This is a genomic window from Methanoregula boonei 6A8, assembly GCF_000017625.1.
Classification (GTDB): Archaea; Halobacteriota; Methanomicrobia; order Methanomicrobiales; family Methanospirillaceae; genus Methanoregula; species Methanoregula boonei.
Window position 1 is genome coordinate 1802974 of sequence record NC_009712.1, and the last position, 16315, is coordinate 1819288.

18 protein-coding genes are annotated in these 16315 nt (G+C 55.5%); 12 read left to right on the forward strand and 6 right to left on the reverse strand.

Going from position 1 to position 16315, the window contains the following annotated elements; genetic code table 11:
* Nucleotides 1–25 precede the first annotated feature (25 nt).
* Nucleotides 26–1252, forward strand: coding sequence for a DUF92 domain-containing protein (locus MBOO_RS08970; RefSeq protein WP_012107287.1), 1227 nt, complete (start codon nucleotides 26–28; stop codon nucleotides 1250–1252).
* Between the two features lie 255 nt (nucleotides 1253–1507).
* Here the strand turns inward: MBOO_RS08970 and MBOO_RS08975 are convergent, their stop codons facing one another.
* Together MBOO_RS08975 and MBOO_RS08980 are read right to left on the reverse strand one after the other, a co-directional pair.
* Nucleotides 1508–2362 (reverse strand): DUF7847 domain-containing protein, encoded by an 855-nt coding sequence (locus MBOO_RS08975; RefSeq protein ID WP_012107288.1) that lies wholly within the window; start codon nucleotides 2360–2362, stop codon nucleotides 1508–1510.
* A 4-nt stretch (nucleotides 2363–2366) separates the two neighbouring features.
* Nucleotides 2367–2957 (reverse strand): pyruvate kinase alpha/beta domain-containing protein, encoded by a 591-nt coding sequence (locus MBOO_RS08980; protein WP_012107289.1) that lies wholly within the window; start codon nucleotides 2955–2957, stop codon nucleotides 2367–2369.
* Between the two features lie 200 nt (nucleotides 2958–3157).
* On the opposite strand from MBOO_RS08980, the gene MBOO_RS08985 reads away from it, so the two are divergent.
* Together MBOO_RS08985 and MBOO_RS08990 are read left to right on the forward strand one after the other, a co-directional pair.
* Nucleotides 3158–4327 (forward strand): redox-regulated ATPase YchF, encoded by a 1170-nt coding sequence (locus MBOO_RS08985; protein WP_012107290.1) that lies wholly within the window; start codon nucleotides 3158–3160, stop codon nucleotides 4325–4327.
* A gap of 182 nt (nucleotides 4328–4509) precedes the next feature.
* Nucleotides 4510–4830 (forward strand): hypothetical protein, encoded by a 321-nt coding sequence (locus MBOO_RS08990; RefSeq protein ID WP_012107291.1) that lies wholly within the window; start codon nucleotides 4510–4512, stop codon nucleotides 4828–4830.
* A gap of 192 nt (nucleotides 4831–5022) precedes the next feature.
* On the opposite strand, the gene MBOO_RS08995 is transcribed toward MBOO_RS08990, so the two are convergent.
* Nucleotides 5023–5496 carry a hypothetical protein gene (locus tag MBOO_RS08995; RefSeq protein ID WP_012107292.1) on the reverse strand — a complete coding sequence of 158 codons (474 nt, stop codon included), beginning with the start codon at nucleotides 5494–5496 and terminating at the stop codon, nucleotides 5023–5025.
* Between the two features lie 199 nt (nucleotides 5497–5695).
* Between MBOO_RS08995 and MBOO_RS09000 the strand changes: the two genes are divergently transcribed.
* From MBOO_RS09000 to MBOO_RS13970, 3 genes are all read left to right on the forward strand, one after another.
* On the forward strand, nucleotides 5696–6475 hold the full coding sequence (locus tag MBOO_RS09000; RefSeq protein WP_012107293.1) for a metallophosphoesterase family protein: 780 nt from the start codon (nucleotides 5696–5698) through the stop codon (nucleotides 6473–6475).
* A gap of 138 nt (nucleotides 6476–6613) precedes the next feature.
* Nucleotides 6614–6811, forward strand: a complete 198-nt coding sequence (locus MBOO_RS09005; RefSeq protein ID WP_012107294.1) for an antitoxin VapB family protein — start codon at nucleotides 6614–6616, stop codon at nucleotides 6809–6811.
* The gene (locus MBOO_RS13970; RefSeq protein WP_157677652.1) at nucleotides 6808–6957 is read left to right on the forward strand and encodes a hypothetical protein; all 150 of its coding nucleotides are present in this window, start codon (nucleotides 6808–6810) and stop codon (nucleotides 6955–6957) included. The genes MBOO_RS09005 and MBOO_RS13970 overlap by 4 nt, the downstream gene beginning before the upstream one ends.
* Nucleotides 6958–7002: 45 nt before the next feature.
* Here MBOO_RS13970 and MBOO_RS09010 read toward each other — a convergent pair whose 3' ends face one another.
* The 3 genes from MBOO_RS09010 to larB are packed head-to-tail and all read right to left on the reverse strand — an operon-like array spanning nucleotide 7003 to nucleotide 9638.
* A complete protein-coding gene (locus MBOO_RS09010; protein ID WP_048068418.1) occupies nucleotides 7003–8307 on the reverse strand; it encodes a hypothetical protein in 1305 nt (434 codons plus the stop codon).
* Between the two features lie 51 nt (nucleotides 8308–8358).
* Entirely contained in the window at nucleotides 8359–8865 is a 507-nt protein-coding gene (locus MBOO_RS09015; RefSeq protein WP_012107296.1) for a nicotinamide-nucleotide adenylyltransferase, read from the reverse strand.
* Nucleotides 8862–9638, reverse strand: a complete 777-nt coding sequence (gene larB / locus MBOO_RS09020; protein WP_012107297.1) for a nickel pincer cofactor biosynthesis protein LarB — start codon at nucleotides 9636–9638, stop codon at nucleotides 8862–8864. Before larB ends, MBOO_RS09015 begins: the two co-directional genes overlap by 4 nt.
* 50 nt (nucleotides 9639–9688) lie before the next feature.
* Here larB and MBOO_RS09025 point away from each other — a divergent pair, with 50 nt between their 5' ends.
* From MBOO_RS09025 to MBOO_RS09050, 6 genes are read left to right on the forward strand one after another with little or no spacing between them, the layout of a single operon-like run.
* On the forward strand, nucleotides 9689–10012 hold the full coding sequence (locus MBOO_RS09025) for a hypothetical protein (RefSeq protein WP_012107298.1): 324 nt from the start codon (nucleotides 9689–9691) through the stop codon (nucleotides 10010–10012).
* Between the two features lie 40 nt (nucleotides 10013–10052).
* Entirely contained in the window at nucleotides 10053–11285 is a 1233-nt protein-coding gene (gene hisS / locus MBOO_RS09030) for a histidine--tRNA ligase (protein WP_012107299.1), read from the forward strand.
* The gene (locus MBOO_RS09035) at nucleotides 11272–13074 is read left to right on the forward strand and encodes a DNA topoisomerase VI subunit B (RefSeq protein ID WP_012107300.1); all 1803 of its coding nucleotides are present in this window, start codon (nucleotides 11272–11274) and stop codon (nucleotides 13072–13074) included. The genes hisS and MBOO_RS09035 overlap by 14 nt, the downstream gene beginning before the upstream one ends.
* Entirely contained in the window at nucleotides 13067–14155 is a 1089-nt protein-coding gene (locus tag MBOO_RS09040) for a DNA topoisomerase IV subunit A (protein ID WP_012107301.1), read from the forward strand. The genes MBOO_RS09035 and MBOO_RS09040 overlap by 8 nt, the downstream gene beginning before the upstream one ends.
* 7 nt (nucleotides 14156–14162) lie before the next feature.
* A complete protein-coding gene (locus tag MBOO_RS09045) occupies nucleotides 14163–15572 on the forward strand; it encodes a polysaccharide deacetylase family protein (RefSeq protein ID WP_012107302.1) in 1410 nt (469 codons plus the stop codon).
* Entirely contained in the window at nucleotides 15569–16288 is a 720-nt protein-coding gene (locus tag MBOO_RS09050) for an LbetaH domain-containing protein (protein WP_012107303.1), read from the forward strand. Before MBOO_RS09045 ends, MBOO_RS09050 begins: the two co-directional genes overlap by 4 nt.
* Nucleotides 16289–16315 lie beyond the last annotated feature (27 nt).

Consider the following 16315-nt stretch of genomic DNA (forward strand, 5'->3'; position numbering starts at 1 on the left):
TTATCCGGGATCACATATCTTGACAATGGCAAAGCAGCGGGGACTGGGATACGCAGCGGCGCTTACCGGTGGTGCCATCCTTGCCGGCCCGTACGTGCAGTCGCTGTGGTCCCCGTGGCTCATGGCCCTTATTATCATTCTTTTCTCCCTTATCCTCTGGCGGTTCTTTGATCTGAAATATTTCGCGTACGTCTTTTGCATTCTCTCTGGCCTGTACGCGGTCAACCTCCTGCCTTTTCTCGTCCTTGCAACAACAATGGCCATGATAGCGCTTGGCGAACTGGTCTTCCAGTCGGGGACCGATGATCTCAACACCTACTTTTACTACATCGTATCCACGGCCTGGGCCGGCGTGCTTGTCATGGTCTATCTCCATGAAAATGCAATCCTCATGATTATCTTTGGGATCATCGCCGCCGTGCTCCTCAAGGTGATCCTGCTGAAGTACGAGGATTCGCTGGTGCTTGAGGGTGTGGGTATTGCAATGACAATGTACCTGATAAAGGAGCTCAACTACACGGCCAACATTGAGATCGTGCTCGTTGCTGTGGTCATTGCCTTTGTCTTTGGATATTTTGCATTCCGGGCAAAGACCGCAGATCTCTCGGGGCTTTTTTCCATCGCACTTGTGGGCGTCATCCTCCTTGTCTTTGCCGATGCAACATGGCTCCTTGTCATGCTCACCTTCTTTATCCTCGGTTCGGTCTGCACCCGGTACAAATTCGAGTACAAGAAGCAGATCGGGGTTGAGCAGGGTAAGAGCGGGGCCCGGGGCTACCGCAATGTCTTTGCAAACGGGATCGTTGCCTGTGCTGCTGCGGTGCTGTACGGCGTCTTTGTCCAGCCGGTTTTTATCGTAATGTACGTCGGGTGCGTGGCAACCGCGGCCGCGGATACGATGGCAAGCGAGATTGGTGTTACCGGTGGGATACCCTACATGATAACAACGCTGCGCAAGGTGCCGATCGGGACAAACGGCGGCGTCTCGGTGAAGGGGGAAGCCGTCTGCGTGCTGGGCAGTCTTGTGGTGTCGCTGGTTGCACTCGGATTCCATCTCATCACGCCGTCAATGGCGGTCATCTGCACGATTACGGGCTTTGTGGGTACAAATCTTGACAGCCTGGTAGGAGCACTTCTCGAAAACAAGGGCTTTTTGGGAAATGCAGGGACAAATTTCCTTGCCACACTGGGCGGCGGCCTCTTTGCGGTGGCCCTGTACTGGATCTTTATCACGCACGGCATTGTCTGGTAAGGGCCGGTGTTTTTTACAAAACCGGCCGGGCCGGATTACTTAACCTTACAGTTGAGCTGTAATATTACAAACTGTCTCACGCTGGAGAGGGATCCAAAAAATGACCGGATGCGGGCCCGGGCTTCTAAAAAAATTACCGGCCCCCGGCCCCGGGATCCACTCCGGAAATCACAAAGGCCGGGGTCTTCCTGATACGGCTTCGTATGCACGGGTAAGAACCGGGCAGTAAGAGTTTCGCAAAAATCAAAAAAAAGATCAGTATTTGTACCAGCGGCCCTTGCTGTCGTATTCGCCGGTCAGTGGTTTCTCAACACCCGGTGCAACTCCCGCAACTCCTGCAATGGACCGGTAAAAGCAGGCCTTGTAGGCGAGCAGGAGCGGTACGATAAAGAGGAGCGCAAGACAGATGACCGCGGCAGTAATCCAGATTCCATCCGGACCAATCATGGTGATGAGCAGTTGAGGGGTAACAGAGGCAAACTGCGTCTCATTGTACTGCGCAAGCGGTGCCAGTTTCTCGTAGAGCAGTCCTTCCCAGATAATGGCAAAGATAAAGAAGTCCGCAAACACGAGCGCGGCACACACAACAAAGAAACTGAACACTGCACCCGCATGGGCTGCTGCAACCCCGATGCTGCGGCGCAGGGAAGTAAAGACCCTGAGGTCCTCAAAGACTGCAGCCGTATCGCAAAAGAAGGTCAGGAAGAGCGTAGGGATCATCACAATCACGGCAAGGATCCCCATTGCTTCATAATCCACCGTGCTGCCCTGGGTAAAAACGGTAACAATGGTGATCACGACAAAGACCAGAAGGAGCACGGCGGAGATGACAAGCCACGGGAGCAGTACCCGGAAATAATACTGCACTCCTTCGCGCACCAGTTCTCCGGCATCAGTACTATTCTTCTTTACTAAGGCAAAGGTCCCGGCAATAAAGAGGACCATCACGAGCGCGGCAAGAATGACCAGACGTCCGGCAAAGAAAGCACCGGAGATATTATACACAATCCAGAGTGCCGCGCAGAGCAGCCCGGCTGCAGCCCCTGAAACCCAGTACACCGGGGCCTGGCCAACGGACCGGACGGCCTCCTGCAACTCAGCAAGCACCATGGTTTTACCGGTTCCTTGGCATGGCCACGATCTCCCGCACCTGGAGATCGAAGAAGCTTGAGGTGTTTGCCGGGCGGATCACACACACCGTGTCAGCACCGGTCGCAGTTCCCCCGACAGCAATAACCTCTTCATCAATTCCTATGGCGCCCTGGTCTGCAGCGATAAGGACACATTCAACTGCGACCTTGAGGCCTATCGCGATCACCCGGCGCAACGCCTCGGCAATCGCCTCGGACCGGGATGCGCCACCCAGATTCTTTGACCGGGAGATGGCGCGCTCGAGTCCCGAGAGGACATGGGTGCCGGTCACAATGATAACACCCTGCCTGCGGAGGTCTTCGGCAGCCTTTTTGTCAAACTCCCATTCACCGGGTTTTGAAAAGCCCATGACATGGGTCACGACAACAAGGGTGAGCCCTGTTCCTTTCATTGCATCAAAAAAGACGTTCGCAGTCTCACCGGAGCTGCTCGCGACCACGATCTTTTTTAGGTGTAGTTCCTTTGCCCGTTCGACCGCAAAGCGCGCTGCATCCTTTGTGTTGGCAGCGCCCGGTGCATCGAAATAATACGTGGTTTTTGCAGTAAACGCCATAACTATCATGTACATCTCGCGTGCCAGCACATGAGTATTTTGACGCGGGAATCCTCTGGTAGAAGTACCTTTTAATAACCAGCCATGAAAAACTTTGTCAGATTCTAAAAATAACCATAAAAAAAGAGAACTGCACACCTGTGCCGTTTTATCCCCCACAGATATCTCTTCCCTTCACCGGGAAATTATGAGGAGTAAGTATGATCACTCTTGCGCTTGCAGGCAAACCAAACTGCGGAAAGTCCACCTTTTTTAAGGCGGCCACCATGGCGAACGCTGAGATCGCCAATTACCCGTTCACGACCATCAATCCCAACTTCGGCGTCGCCTATGTACGGACGACCTGCCCCTGTAAGGGTCTCGACCTCACATGCGGCCATTGCATTGACGGTGTGCGCTTCGTGGCGGTCAACCTGATCGATGTTGCCGGGCTCGTTCCCGATGCGCACAAGGGTAAAGGTTTGGGTAACCAGTTCCTTGACAACCTCCGGCAGGCCGATGCGATCCTGCACGTGATCGATGCAAGCGGCGGAACCGACAGCGAGGGGAACCCTGTGGGCGCCGGCAACCACGACCCATCCGAAGACGTGAAGTTCCTTACCTATGAGATGACCATGTGGGTTTATGGGATCCTCGACAAGCACTGGTCCCGTCTCTCACGGCAGGCCTCGGTCAAGACATTCTCTATCCACCAGGGCATTGCCGAGGTCTTTACGGGCCTTGGGATCACGGCCGATGAAGTGCGTGAGGTGGAACTCAAGCTCAAACTCGACCTTGTCCACGCGCAGATGGAGGAACTTGTGCAGTTCAGCGCGGAGATGGTAAAGATCTCAAAGCCGATGCTTGTGGTAGGAAACAAGATCGATGAGACGCCCGAACCACTGAAAGAAAAACTTGCCGCTGAGAAAGTCGCGTTTGCAAGCGCAGCATCCGAACTTGCGCTCCGGAATGCCGCGGCTGCAAAAGTGATCAAATATCTGCCGGGCGACAAGCAGTTCTCTGTTGCTGATGGCATCACGCTCTCCGCCCCGCAGAAAGCGGGCCTTGTGAAGATCGCCGAGGTCATGAAGAAGAACAATGGGACGGGTGTTCAGGACGCGATTAACCGGGCGGTTTTTGAACTTCTCGACCGGATTGTCGTATACCCGGTCGAAGACGAGAACAAGCTCTGCAACAAGCAGGGCGACGTGCTGCCGGATGCATTTTTAATGAAGCGTGGATCGACTCCGCACGATCTCGCGTTCCAGGTTCACACTGATATCGGCAAGGGATTTTTGTACGCAATCGATGCCCGCACCAAGATGCGGATCAAGGAGACCCATATCCTCAAGGATGGGGATATTATCAAGATCGTAAGTGCCGCGAAGTAGGCGGCGCCGGGCCGCGTTGTGTGACGCTTGTCATACGATTGTCTGACAACCGCGCCGCTCCTGCGGCAGATTTGCCCTTTTTTTCGCGATTTAAGGCAGGATTTTGCTCGGTTTACCACAATCTTTATAACATGACGCAGAGTATAGGGGAAATATCCTAACAGCAGGAAGGAGGTGAATCCATGGGAGGAGAAATCTACCAGGCACAGGTGATCCGGAACTTCTTTGACACCATCACCGGCACGGACAGAAACCTGACACGCATCTACATGTGTGTTATGAGCCTTGCAAAGCTCCGCATGGAGTCCCCCGAAAAGATGGCGACCCTGCTCGACCAGCTCAAAAAGAGCAAGATCAAAAAGGAGCTCTCGGTCGATCTGCTGGACTATGTCTGTGACGCGGCAAACGAACTCGAGCTTGCAAGCGTCCAGACTGCATTCGGTGTCAAGGACATCAAGGATGTGGCACAGGACTTTAACGCTGTCAGCCTTGACAGCCTGTAACCTTTTTTTGTTATTAGCTCATTTCCCGGCTTAAGAAAAGCCGGATATGCTGTGCCCGATCCGGATGATTTTCAGGCAGCCCCGGGCTCCATGAAAATCCTTTGAGGATATTATCGAACAGTGATACCAAAGAATCCGCAAATGGCGATCTGCGAAAAATAGGATATGTCGTGAGAAACCCTAAAAGGAACGTTATGCAAGCCCGAGCGCAGTTTTGTATGCCTCAAGCATGATGACAACGAATTTCCGGTGCTCTTCCAGTGCGTCCTCATCATCCGGGGATGATATCATGGCTGCAGCATAAACAAGAATAAGGGCATTGTCCAGTTCCAGGGTCTCAGGGTCCTCAACGCTTTCCCGGGGCAGGTTGACCGCAAGAAAAGATCGCTCCTCCGGTGCAAACGAGAGCGGCTGATCCGGCTTTACCTGCGAATCCGCAAAAGCCTGGGCATAGGCACCGGTTATCGCGATCGCTTTTTTCAGTGCGGCACTGCCGCTGCCCTCCGGCACCTGCGGGAGCACGGCAGCACATTCCCTGACTGCTTTTGGGTACAGGCCAAACCGGTATGCGAGGAAAACTGAGGCTATGCCATGGCCCGTTTTTTCCGGGAACCGTTCAAACACTGGCATCATCCGTTCCAGATACGCGTCGAGAAACTTCTCCATGGGGATCGTGTCCTTTCTCTTTTTTGGGCGCGTACCCCTGCCTCACGGGCAGGATGAGTACTACCCTCTTCCTTAACCATGTACCATGTGCGGAAATCAGACATAACCGTATCCGTTAATAAGCGCGCAATTTATTGATCGAACCCGGGATATCACGGGTATATATGAGGATAAACGATCAATATCCATCCACGGATCTATGGGCACGGTTGTCTTCTCCGATGTACATGCCGACGCAGATGCGCTGGGCATGATTTCAGATCTCCTCAGGGACAACGCGTTTGCCCGGCGCTTTGGCCCGGTCGATACCCTGGTAAACCTGGGAGATCTCCTGCACCGGGGAAACTGCCCTGAGCCCACGCTCGAACTTATCCGGGATCTCTCAAAAGAGTACCGGCTCATCTCTGTGCTTGGCAATCACGATCATGCGTACCTCAACGGTGTCCCGGTCTCAGGAAGCGATGAGATAAGTACCCGCCGTCACGAGAAGTTGCGCGGTTCCCCGCTCCTTGAGATCTTTTCCGGTATGCCCATGGAGTGGGTGGACCGGGGCATGCTCTTTGTCCATGGCGGGCCGCTGGATCTTGGTACCCAGACGCTCCGGCTCAAGTGCTGGCAGCGGCTCTCGCGCACGGCAGGTGACTCCTTTACCGGATACCACTACACTGCACAGATGGCTTTTGAGGCGCTCGAACGGCGCGGGCTCTCGTTCCTGGTCTGCGGCCACCAGCATACCCATATCTGCTGCCGCAAGACCACCAGCGGGATTAACGAACACCGGATCCGTTATGTCCCGGAAAAAGAGCCTCTTCTTTACGGCTGTGCGATGGAATCGGCCCGCATCCTCCTTGATATGCCAACACTTTTCAGGATTGGCGGGTGCCATGGGGACGAGCCGGAATTCGGTTACCTTGACTCAACCTCGTTTACGTATATCCGGCTCAAGTGCCCGGGCAGATGCGGTACGTCGTTTTCATAATGTGCAGGCCGGGCGGGACCGCATGCCCGTTCCGGGTGTATAAAAAATCCCCAATTTAATGAGATTTTAGCGGTTGTTTAAAAACCCGGTCGCGATTTTTAGGATATATTTATATAGTGTTACCACAGAGTGGTAATTATGCCTCGTGCAGGCGAGGGACGGTCGATCCGGATTGATCCCGAGGTGTATGAGGCTTTGCTCGCGCTCAAGCGCGGCAACATGACCTTCAGCGATGTGATTGCACAGATGCTCCATGAGTGCTATGGCTGGTCGGATGCCTTCCCGGCCGGCCAGAGCGAACTTGCGGATTTTGCCAAAGAAGAGGACCGCACATGAGGGAACCCGGCGGGAATTCCCCAAGCGAACGGGCGCTTCTTTTGCGGCTGCAGGGTGCAGACACAAGCAGCTGGAGTATCAAAAACGACATTACCCAGGACAGCCTCGAATCGATATTCGAGGATGCAGAGGACTTGTTCACATAAAACGGAAAAACGACCTGCTCTCGGCCATGTACCGGTGCATTACCCTCACACCGGTTCATCCTCCACCAGTTGCACGGTCTCCCCTTTCATCTCCCCCAGTTTTTTTGCCAGTTCTTCGTACAGGTGGGGAATTGTTTCTTCACGCTCCTTTTGCGCAGACAAAAGATCGTGGTGCTCCTGTTCTTCGCGGGCCTGCATGTGATCCAGCTGCTCTTTTTCCCGAACAAGCGATCGCAGCCGTGAAGGGATCGGGTGGGACGCGAGAAGGTCTTCCTCTTCTTTAAACTGCCCTGTAACTGCGCAGTGCCGGGTGCAGAGATCACCCACCTCACGGGAAAATGCGGCAGTATCGGAGAAGACCGTGCGCTCATCGCGGTTTTTCAGAATAATCTCCCCGTCATCAACCATCTTCTGTACCACCGGGCATGCAGCCTCAAGCGCACCAGTGACTTCCCGGGCAGTTGCCACATCGTGGTGGGAGAGGATCTCCATTGCACTCTTGAGGATATGCACCTCCTTTGAAAGTTTCTTTTTTGCCGCGATCTTCTCTGCCTTCCGGAAAACATGCGAGGCGGTCATGGTCAGCGCGGCATAGTGGCGCAGGAGATTGTCGCGCTCTGCTGCCAGTTCCGCACAACGGGCCCGGTCATTTTCGAGCGCCAGGTACGCGGGATCATTGTTGAGACGGGCAGTTTCCGTTTCGATGGAGGAGAGACGCTCTGTGATCTCACAAAGACGTTCTTTGAGCCGCTTTTCCTTTGCAAGCGAATGCACCCGATCGTTGCGTGCAGCAGAAAGAGAGCCGGCTGCCGCCCGTGCAGCAGCAATCCGGGCAGACTCTTCCTTGAAACGGCCAATGGCTTTGGTCATGGTATTGATCTCCCGGCCTATCGCATCAATGCCTGCCCTGATGTCCTTCATCTCATCCGGGAATGCCACGTTCAGGTACCGGCCCTGACCTCGTGCTGCGTTTAAGGCACCCTTGACGCACTCGACAGCTGCTGCATAGAATTCCTCCGGATCCTCAGGCAGCTCACGCGCCAGCGAAGTGTTCATTGCCTTGAGAAAAAGGGGCAGTGAATTCTTCGCTATGCTTTTTATCCGCGGATGGGCTTCAGGATCCTGGTCGGCACCCTGGAGATTATTTACCGTCAGCTGAAGCTGGGCTTTTGCAGTCTGGATAGCCTGTACCGGCTCTGCCACTTCTGCTCTGAGCACCTCCCTTGCCGCCTTCTCCCGTTCATCAAGCCATGCAGGTACATCGTGTTCCGCAAGGGTGATTGTATTCCCGGTTGACGGCAAAAGAAGCGATTTGAGAAATTTCAGCATGGAATCCTCCAGTCGGTACATGAAAGTTTCTGGTACTTTTGTCTGTACAAAGAGAAATGGTTCGTGGTTGCTTCAATCAGCGCGGGCGATCTCGCGCAGTCTTTCCACGCCGTCGATCTCGCGGACTACGGTTACTACTGCAGGAGGTACCAGGTTTTCCCAGGGCTCACCTGCAAGCATCCTGCGCCGGATCTCCGTACCGCTGTGCCGGTCGCGTTCGTACATCGCGGGGGACTGCACATCGACCCCTGCCTCGAAAAAGAGCCTGACCACAAGCGGGTTTGAGGAATAGCAGGTATCAAACGGCGGTGTCATCGATCTGACATGTGCAGCCCAGAGCGCATTCCGCTGCACATCCTCAATCGGGATCACATAGTACGGGCACCTGAGATCGGTCAGTGCCCGGGTGATCATGAGCACACGCTCTCCCGCGGTGAATGGATTCTCAAGCGTATGGGAGAGCTGCGCGCTCCCCACGCCAAGGATAATCTCATCGCAGGTACGGGCAAGCTCGGAGAGCACGGCCTGGTGACCGTTGTGGTACGGCTGGAACCTGCCCACGTAAAATCCCCGCTTCATTGTTTTCCTCCCCCGTTTGCGATCCGGGCCGCAAAGGCACCTGCCGTGAACCCGGCATCGATATTTACTACGGCAATAACCGAGCAGGACTGGAGCATGCTTGCAAGTGCCGCACGTCCCTGGCCCATGTAGCCGTACCCGGTACTGACAGGAACACCAAGCACCGGTTTGTCCACGAGCCCGGCTACAACTGCCGGCAGCGTTCCCTCCCTTCCTGCACAGACAATGAATGCATCGGCATCCAGCAGGGGCTTTAAGGCCGGGAAGAGCCGGTGGATGCCGGCCGCCCCGACATCGTACGCGGTTCTCACGGTGCAACCCATCTCTTCTGCGATCACCTTTGCCTCCTCTGCGACCCGGATGTCCGAGGTACCGGCAGTGATGATCGCAACCACGCCACCGGTTGGTTCCGGTGCAGTCCCGGTTGAAAGCACAAGCACCCGTGCCGCCTCCCGGTGCTCAACGGAAATGCCGGTGCCGGCACACCGTGCCTGCACTGCCGCAACCTGCGCAGCGTTTACCCTTGTCACAACGCAGCGGCCGGCAGCCTGTGCGTGACAGGCCGCGATCTCTGCCAGGTGCGCTTCGTCTTTTCCTTCCGCAAGCACTACCTCGGGCATCCCGCACCGGACCGCCCGGCCAAGGTCAAGGCAGGCAAAGTCCCCAATCCGCTCCATCCGTAGCCCCTCGATCTCCTCTGCTGCTGCTTCGAGCGGGATCTCGCCGTTTTTGTAGCGTTCAAGAACCGATGAGAGGACGGGATTTGCATGCATGATGTGATAATACAGATATGGAGAGGCGTATTATAAGTTAGTTCATTGCCATGTCGTACCTGCTCTATGTGGCTTATTTTGGCGGCGCAGTGGTGATCCTGCTCTGGCTGCGCGATGCGCGGATCTTCTTCAGGACCGGCCTTCCCGGGTACCGGAAAGCAGCGTACCACGGTGTGCTCTATGGGGCCCTTGGAACCTTCGGTGTCCTGTGCGCGATTGCGGGAAACACTTTTGAGCTCCTGGGCCTGGGCATCATCCTTGCAGCGCTGTACCTGCAGGGCAGGATAGGAAAAGAGAAAATCTGGAAGGGAGACGAGAGCACGCTTGTGCGTCTCCTGGGCAGCGCACCGCGCCGGGCCCCGGACAAAAAATAAGGCTGCGGCATGAGAACAAACTATCAGGGATTTTAGAGGCATGATCCAGAAACCACGAGGCACACGGGATTTCCTTCCCGATGAGATGGAAGCACGGCGCAGTATAGAGGCAAAGATGCGTGAGGCAGTGCGCCGCTTCGGGTACCGGGAGGTCTGCACCCCCGAATTCGAGGAACTCGAACTTTTCACGCTCCGGTCGGGCGAGGGGATCATGCAGGAGATGTATGTCTTTGAGGACAAGGGTGGCCGCAAGCTTGCCCTGCGCCCGGAGATCACCGCTGCTGTGATCCGGATGTACATCAATGAGGCAAAGGTAGCGCCAAAACCGCTGCGCTGGTGCTACTTTGCGGACTGCTTCCGGTACGAGCGCCCGCAGAAAGGGAGGTACCGCCAGTTCTGGCAGTTTGGGGCCGAACTGATCGGGGCCGACACCGCGCTTGCCGATGCGGAAGTGATCATGCTTGCTGCAGAGGCCCTCAACGCAACCGGCGTCACATGGGAACTTAAGGTAGGCCATCTCGCGTTTATGAAAAATCTTCTCGCCGACCTTGACCCGGCAGCCCAGCGCCGGGTGATGGCGCATCTCGACAAGAAAGATTTCGAAGGGCTTGCAGAAACGCTGGCAGGGATGAGAAAATCCGGCTTGAACGACTCTCTTACAGCGCTCGTGGAGTGCCGCACGCTCGCGGAGGCTTTTGAGATCGCCGGGACTATTCCAGAAAAGGAGCGCGTGGAGCAAACGATGGGCATCCTCGATGCTTCCGGTGTCAGATATTCGCTTAACTTCGGGATTGCCCGGGGGCTGGACTACTACACCGGCATGGTCTTTGAGGGGTTTGCAGAGAACCTCGGTGCCGAGAACCAGATCCTGGGCGGCGGGGCATACCGGCTCGCACACCTGTTCGGAGGGGACGATGTTGCTTCCTGCGGGTTTGCTATCGGCTTTGACCGGGTGATGGTCTCCCTTGGAGAGGTGTTTGCTGCAAAAGATACCATTGCCGGGATTGTCTGCACGGATGAGGGCCGCAGCTTCGCGCTCTCGGTGGCCCGCGAATTCCGGGCCGCCGGGATCCGGGCGGAGATGGACCTTATGGGACGCGGGCTTGGGGCACAGCTTGCCCATGCGTCAAAGACTGCTGACTTTGCGGTCGTGATTGGCAAACGCGAGGCGGATGCCGGCCAGGTCACGCTCAAAAATCTTCATTCGGGCGAGCAGAAAACACTTGACCCGGCCGCGGCGATTGCCGAGGTGAAAGCGCATGGTGCTCGCTGAGGAGCTTGCAAAGCAGCAGCGCAGCATCAGCGTAGCGGAATTTTTCGAGAAGAACAAGCACCTGCTGGGCTTTGACTCCCCTACCCGGGGCGTGATCACCACTATTAAAGAGGCAGTGGATAACGCCCTAGACGCCTGCGAGGAAGCGCAGGTGCTGCCCGATATCTACATCAGCATCAAAAAAACAGGCCCGGAGATTTTCCGGATCATTGTGGAGGACAACGGCCCCGGCATTGTCCCGGCGCAGGTCCCGTTCGTGTTCGGGAAGCTCCTGTACGGCTCCCGGTTCCACCAGATCCGGCAGACCCGGGGCCAGCAGGGGATTGGGATCTCGGCGGCGGTACTCTATGCGCAGCTGACAAGCGGCCTGCCAACGGTTGTCATCTCACGCACCGGGGTAAAAGAACAGGCGCACAAATTCGGGATCCAGATAAAAATTGAGACCAACGAACCCGATGTGATCTCCGAGCAGCCTTTTGAATGGGACCGGATCCACGGCACCCGGGTCCAGATCGAGTTCAAGAGTACGATGTCGGCCAAGAAGAAGCTGCTCGAATACCTCAGGTACACTTCGATCGTTAACCCCCATGCCCGGTTCCGGGTGGAGCTGGACGATGAGGCGTTCACGTTCGAGCGGGTGAGCCAGGAGGTGATCGCGTGCCCGGTGGCGATCCAGCCCCACCCGCACGGGATCGAGTTCGGGCAGCTCAAACGGATGGCCGCCGCAAGTGACGAGAAACTGATCGACTTTCTCGTAAACGGCTTTTCCCGGGTGGGTAAGAAGACCGCGCAGGAGATGTGCGACCGCGCCGGCCTCAAAGTTACCGCAAAAGTGGCCGGCCTCTCTGCTGACGAACTCAAAAACCTGCTTGCCGCCATGCAGGCGGTGGCCGTGCCTGCCCCTCCAACCAGCCAGTGCCTGTCACCCATTGGTGAAGACTTAATCCGGCGCGGGCTTGACAAGGAATTCCAGATGGACTTTGTCGCGGCACGGACGCGGCCCAGTTCGGTCTACTCCGGCCACCCGTTTGTGGTCGAGGCAGCGATCGGATACGGCGGCCGGCTCGAAGCCGAAGGCAATGCAACGATCCTGCGCTTTGCAAACCGGGTCCCGCTCATGTACCAGCAGGGTGCCTGCGCAATCACTGAATGCATTGCAAACGTCAACTGGAAATCGTACAACATCTCCCAGCAGGGCCTCCCCCTTGGGCCGGTGTTGATCCTCGTCCATGTCGCGTCCACGAACGTGCCCTTCACAAGCGAGAGTAAGGACGCAATTGCAGACATCCCGGAGATCGAAAAGGAGATCGTGCTCGCGCTCCAGGATCTTGGCCGTGAGCTTAAGACATTCCTCTCGCGCAGGGACCGTAACAAGCTTGCCGAGGACCGGGCCCGGGCCGTCTGTGCAGTTATCCCCGAGATCGCGGCAAAAGTGAGCGAGATCGTGGAAAAGCCGGTGGTCGACACGACCCCGATCGAGGGCCGGCTGATGCGCAAGCTGATTGCAAAGAAATGGACCCGGGACGGGAAGGTTACGATCGAAGCGAACAACTATACCGCAAGCGATGTCGAGATCTCGGTCTACGATATTTCCGCGGATAATGCTGCCGATGCCGATATGCCGCCCGCATTCTCGACCGAGATGGACGGACAGTTCACGAAAGTCTGGAAGATGGCAATCCCCAAACAGACCGTGTGGCGCGTTACGTACACCGGCAAAGGCGGCGGCATGCTTGACATCCGCGGGATAGAGGACAACAAGAAGATGGTGGTGGATCTCGATGTCTAAAGAGGAACTCGATGCGCGGTCGATGAAGGCACTCATGACGATCGCGTCGGCCTGGTACGACCAGATGAAGGCCGGGGATATCCCATCCATCTCGCTTCCCACCCGTACAAAATACAACATCGAGTACGACGATGCAAGTGAGGTCTGGAAGTACGGGGACAAGGAGAGCCTCCGGACCGCGGCAACCGCAAAGAGCGCGACACACCTTCTGAAAATGGCCTATGTGATCGGTTTTGTCAAGCAGCAGCTCATCGAGAACCGCTCCTCAACATTGAGAGAAATGTATTACATCTCTGAAGGCTGGAAGCGGGCGAAGTTTGGCGCGCAGGACGAGAGCAACTTCCTTGTAGAAGACCTCGAGATCATCTCCGATGTGCCGCGCGAAGGTTTCCACCTCCGCCCCGAGGAAAATGGTGCAAGCATCTACGGCCCGATGCGGATCCGGGAGCCGACCCGGCGGGGCTTAAAAATGATCCACTGCCAGGATGACGTAGGATCGGCCGGGTATTCCATCCCGAACAATGTTGAAAACCTCGAACTGGTGGATCACGATGCGAAATTCGTCATCGCCATGGAAACAGGTGGTATGTACGACCGGCTGATCGAGAACGGGTTTGACGAGGAGCACAACGCGATCCTCCTCCATCTTAAGGGCCAGCCGGCCCGGTCAACACGCAGGCTGCTTAACCGGATAAGCCAGACCTGGAACCTGCCGATCCTTGTCTTTACCGATGGCGACCCATGGTCGTACCGGATCTATGCGTCGGTTGCGTACGGGGCTATCAAAAGCGCCCATATGTCCGAACTGCTGGCTACGCCGAAAGCGCAGTTCCTCGGGTTGCAGCCCAGCGATATCCGGGATTACAATCTGCCATCAGACAAACTATCTGACAAAGATGTCGAGGCCCTGAATGCCGAGCTGACCGATCCCCGGTTTGCAACAGATTACTGGAAGAAGCAGATCAATTTGCAGCTCGAACTGGGGCTGAAGTCAGAACAGCAGGCGTTTGCGGCCCGGGGGCTGGACTTTGTAACAAAAAAGTACCTGCCGGCCCGGTTATCTGAAATGGGCGTGATCTAGGAGTGCCATGAGCATTGGTGTCTGCTACCCGGACAAGTATGCCGTTGAAGAAACCTTCCAGCTTCTCAAAGTACCCTGGGAATGGTACGCGCCCGGCCGGCAGTACGATATTGTCATTTCCCGCAAAGCTGATGTGCCGGAATGGACCGGCAGTCTTGTTGATCTTACCGGCAACGATGTCTTCAGCAAAGTGGCCGGGCTGCTCAACACCGGCGCGGAACACCTGCACGAACCAACGTGCGATATCCTGCTCGATGCTCTCCGGCAGGAACTCAAAAAACATACTCTGCTTGTGGAGATCCCGCCCACCCCGTGGGGACATCCCTACATGGTCGCGCTGACCCACGATGTGGATCTCACCTCAGTCCGGGAGTGCCGGTGGACTACCGTGGGATATGCAGCATACCAGTGCTTTACGCAGGGGAGCTGGTCAGCGGGATTACATCTCCTCCTTGCGCGCTGCGGATTTTGTTCCGATCCATGGGTGCTCTTTTCCCGCTGGAAAGAGTTTGAGGACTCTCTTGGGGTCCACTCTACCTTCTTTTTTGTCCCAAAACCGGGGAAGCCAGGCATCAGGGCACACCCGTACCGGGCCATCAGTTATAATGTAACCCAGAAATCAGAAGTGCTGCGTGACCTGGAAAACGGCGGATGGGAGACCGGCGTCCACGGCCTTGACAACTGGGCTGATGCTGGTTCCGGCGAACAGGAGAGAGTATTTCTAGAGCCGGTGACGGCACATCCTGGCAACCGGACGCACTGGCTCCTCTTTGATACAAACAGCTGGAAATTTCTCGATGCTGCGGGATATGTATACGATACGACCTTCGGGTACAACGACGATGCCGGGTTCCGTGCCGGCACCCTGCAGGCATATCGGCCGCGCGATGTAAAAAATCTGCTGGAACTCCCGCTCCATATCCAGGATCTCGGGCTCTTTGGGAAATTCTGCTGGGCACCTACAGAGAACGGTTGGGAAAAAACACCGTGCCTGCATCTCGATGAACCAACGGCACGTGCGTGGTGCGACCGCATCTTTGCGTACGCACGTACTTATGGAGGAGCAGTAACGGTACTCTGGCACTACGAGAATCTTATGCCGCCCAAGGGCTGGTCCGGGTTTTACGCGGACATGGTCAGGCAGGCGAAGGTGGACGGGGCGTGGGTGACGACAGCGGGGGAAGTGGCGAAGTGGTTCAGGAAACGGAGGGAGATCTACTTTACGGCGTTACAGTTCCAGAATGAAATTATTATTACTGCTGATGGAATTCTCCCGGAACAAGATACACACGCCCTACAAGCGCGAGTACATATCCCGCCGGATCAAATTGTATCGATAGACGCGGAGTATTCCCCAGCTTGTGGATATATTGACATAAAGATGGACAAACGGTGCATAACGGTGCGCATAGCATGATCACAGAAAAAATATTTAAAAAGATTAAAAGTCCGCAGATTGCCAATTCCAGGATTGCGCATTCGAAGATCATGCAGTTTTTTTTTAAGTATTCCCTGAAATCGTATAATTTTCTGGTCAGCCGGACTTCTTTTTTCCAGCATGGGCTTAACGGTTCCTGCGGGACAGGAAATAGTATTCATCCGACTGCGATCATCGAAAGAAAAAATGTAGTGATGGGAAATTTGTGCACGATCGGGAAAAACGTGATAATAGAAAAAAATACCATAATTGGCAACAACGTCACTATAGAAGAGGGAGCCGTGATTGGTTCGGAGGGTTTTGAATTCCGCAGAATTGCCGGAGAACTCGTGCCAATCGTCCATACAGGAGGTGTGATTATTCACGATAATGTGAGAATTGGCCGATCCGTCTGCATAGACAAAAGCTCTCTGGGTACCTATACCGAGATTGGTGATTCATCATATATTCATACCTGTACGCATATTGGACACGGTGTTAAGATCGGGCAGGGTACAACGCTTGCACAGGGTACGATGGTAGGGGGTTATGCGGATATCGGGAGCCGGGTGCGGATTGGCAGGGACTCTTCACTGGCTGATGCAATAGCCCTCGAAGATGAGGTACGTGTACCTGATTGTACCATCGTAACCCGTTCCATAAAAAAGATAAGCGGTGATGAGATGAGAGGCGCCGATCACGATGGAATGGCCTGACATTTGGGAAATCATGTGAAATGTGGG

What these genes read in the sequence shown, in the direction of transcription:
- MBOO_RS08970 (WP_012107287.1), top strand. Translation starts at nt 26, where the DNA reads ATGGCAAAGCAGCGGGGACTGGGATACGCAGCGGCGCTTACCGGTGGT.
- MBOO_RS08975 (WP_012107288.1), bottom strand. Translation starts at nt 2,362, where the DNA reads ATGGTGCTTGCTGAGTTGCAGGAGGCCGTCCGGTCCGTTGGCCAGGCC.
- MBOO_RS08980 (WP_012107289.1), bottom strand. Translation starts at nt 2,957, where the DNA reads ATGGCGTTTACTGCAAAAACCACGTATTATTTCGATGCACCGGGCGCT.
- MBOO_RS08985 (WP_012107290.1), top strand. Translation starts at nt 3,158, where the DNA reads ATGATCACTCTTGCGCTTGCAGGCAAACCAAACTGCGGAAAGTCCACC.
- MBOO_RS08990 (WP_012107291.1), top strand. Translation starts at nt 4,510, where the DNA reads ATGGGAGGAGAAATCTACCAGGCACAGGTGATCCGGAACTTCTTTGAC.
- MBOO_RS08995 (WP_012107292.1), bottom strand. Translation starts at nt 5,496, where the DNA reads ATGGAGAAGTTTCTCGACGCGTATCTGGAACGGATGATGCCAGTGTTT.
- MBOO_RS09000 (WP_012107293.1), top strand. Translation starts at nt 5,696, where the DNA reads ATGGGCACGGTTGTCTTCTCCGATGTACATGCCGACGCAGATGCGCTG.
- MBOO_RS09005 (WP_012107294.1), top strand. Translation starts at nt 6,614, where the DNA reads ATGCCTCGTGCAGGCGAGGGACGGTCGATCCGGATTGATCCCGAGGTG.
- MBOO_RS13970 (WP_157677652.1), top strand. Translation starts at nt 6,808, where the DNA reads ATGAGGGAACCCGGCGGGAATTCCCCAAGCGAACGGGCGCTTCTTTTG.
- MBOO_RS09010 (WP_048068418.1), bottom strand. Translation starts at nt 8,307, where the DNA reads ATGTACCGACTGGAGGATTCCATGCTGAAATTTCTCAAATCGCTTCTT.
- MBOO_RS09015 (WP_012107296.1), bottom strand. Translation starts at nt 8,865, where the DNA reads ATGAAGCGGGGATTTTACGTGGGCAGGTTCCAGCCGTACCACAACGGT.
- larB (WP_012107297.1), bottom strand. Translation starts at nt 9,638, where the DNA reads ATGCATGCAAATCCCGTCCTCTCATCGGTTCTTGAACGCTACAAAAAC.
- MBOO_RS09025 (WP_012107298.1), top strand. Translation starts at nt 9,689, where the DNA reads ATGTCGTACCTGCTCTATGTGGCTTATTTTGGCGGCGCAGTGGTGATC.
- hisS (WP_012107299.1), top strand. Translation starts at nt 10,053, where the DNA reads ATGATCCAGAAACCACGAGGCACACGGGATTTCCTTCCCGATGAGATG.
- MBOO_RS09035 (WP_012107300.1), top strand. Translation starts at nt 11,272, where the DNA reads ATGGTGCTCGCTGAGGAGCTTGCAAAGCAGCAGCGCAGCATCAGCGTA.
- MBOO_RS09040 (WP_012107301.1), top strand. Translation starts at nt 13,067, where the DNA reads ATGTCTAAAGAGGAACTCGATGCGCGGTCGATGAAGGCACTCATGACG.
- MBOO_RS09045 (WP_012107302.1), top strand. Translation starts at nt 14,163, where the DNA reads ATGAGCATTGGTGTCTGCTACCCGGACAAGTATGCCGTTGAAGAAACC.
- MBOO_RS09050 (WP_012107303.1), top strand. Translation starts at nt 15,569, where the DNA reads ATGATCACAGAAAAAATATTTAAAAAGATTAAAAGTCCGCAGATTGCC.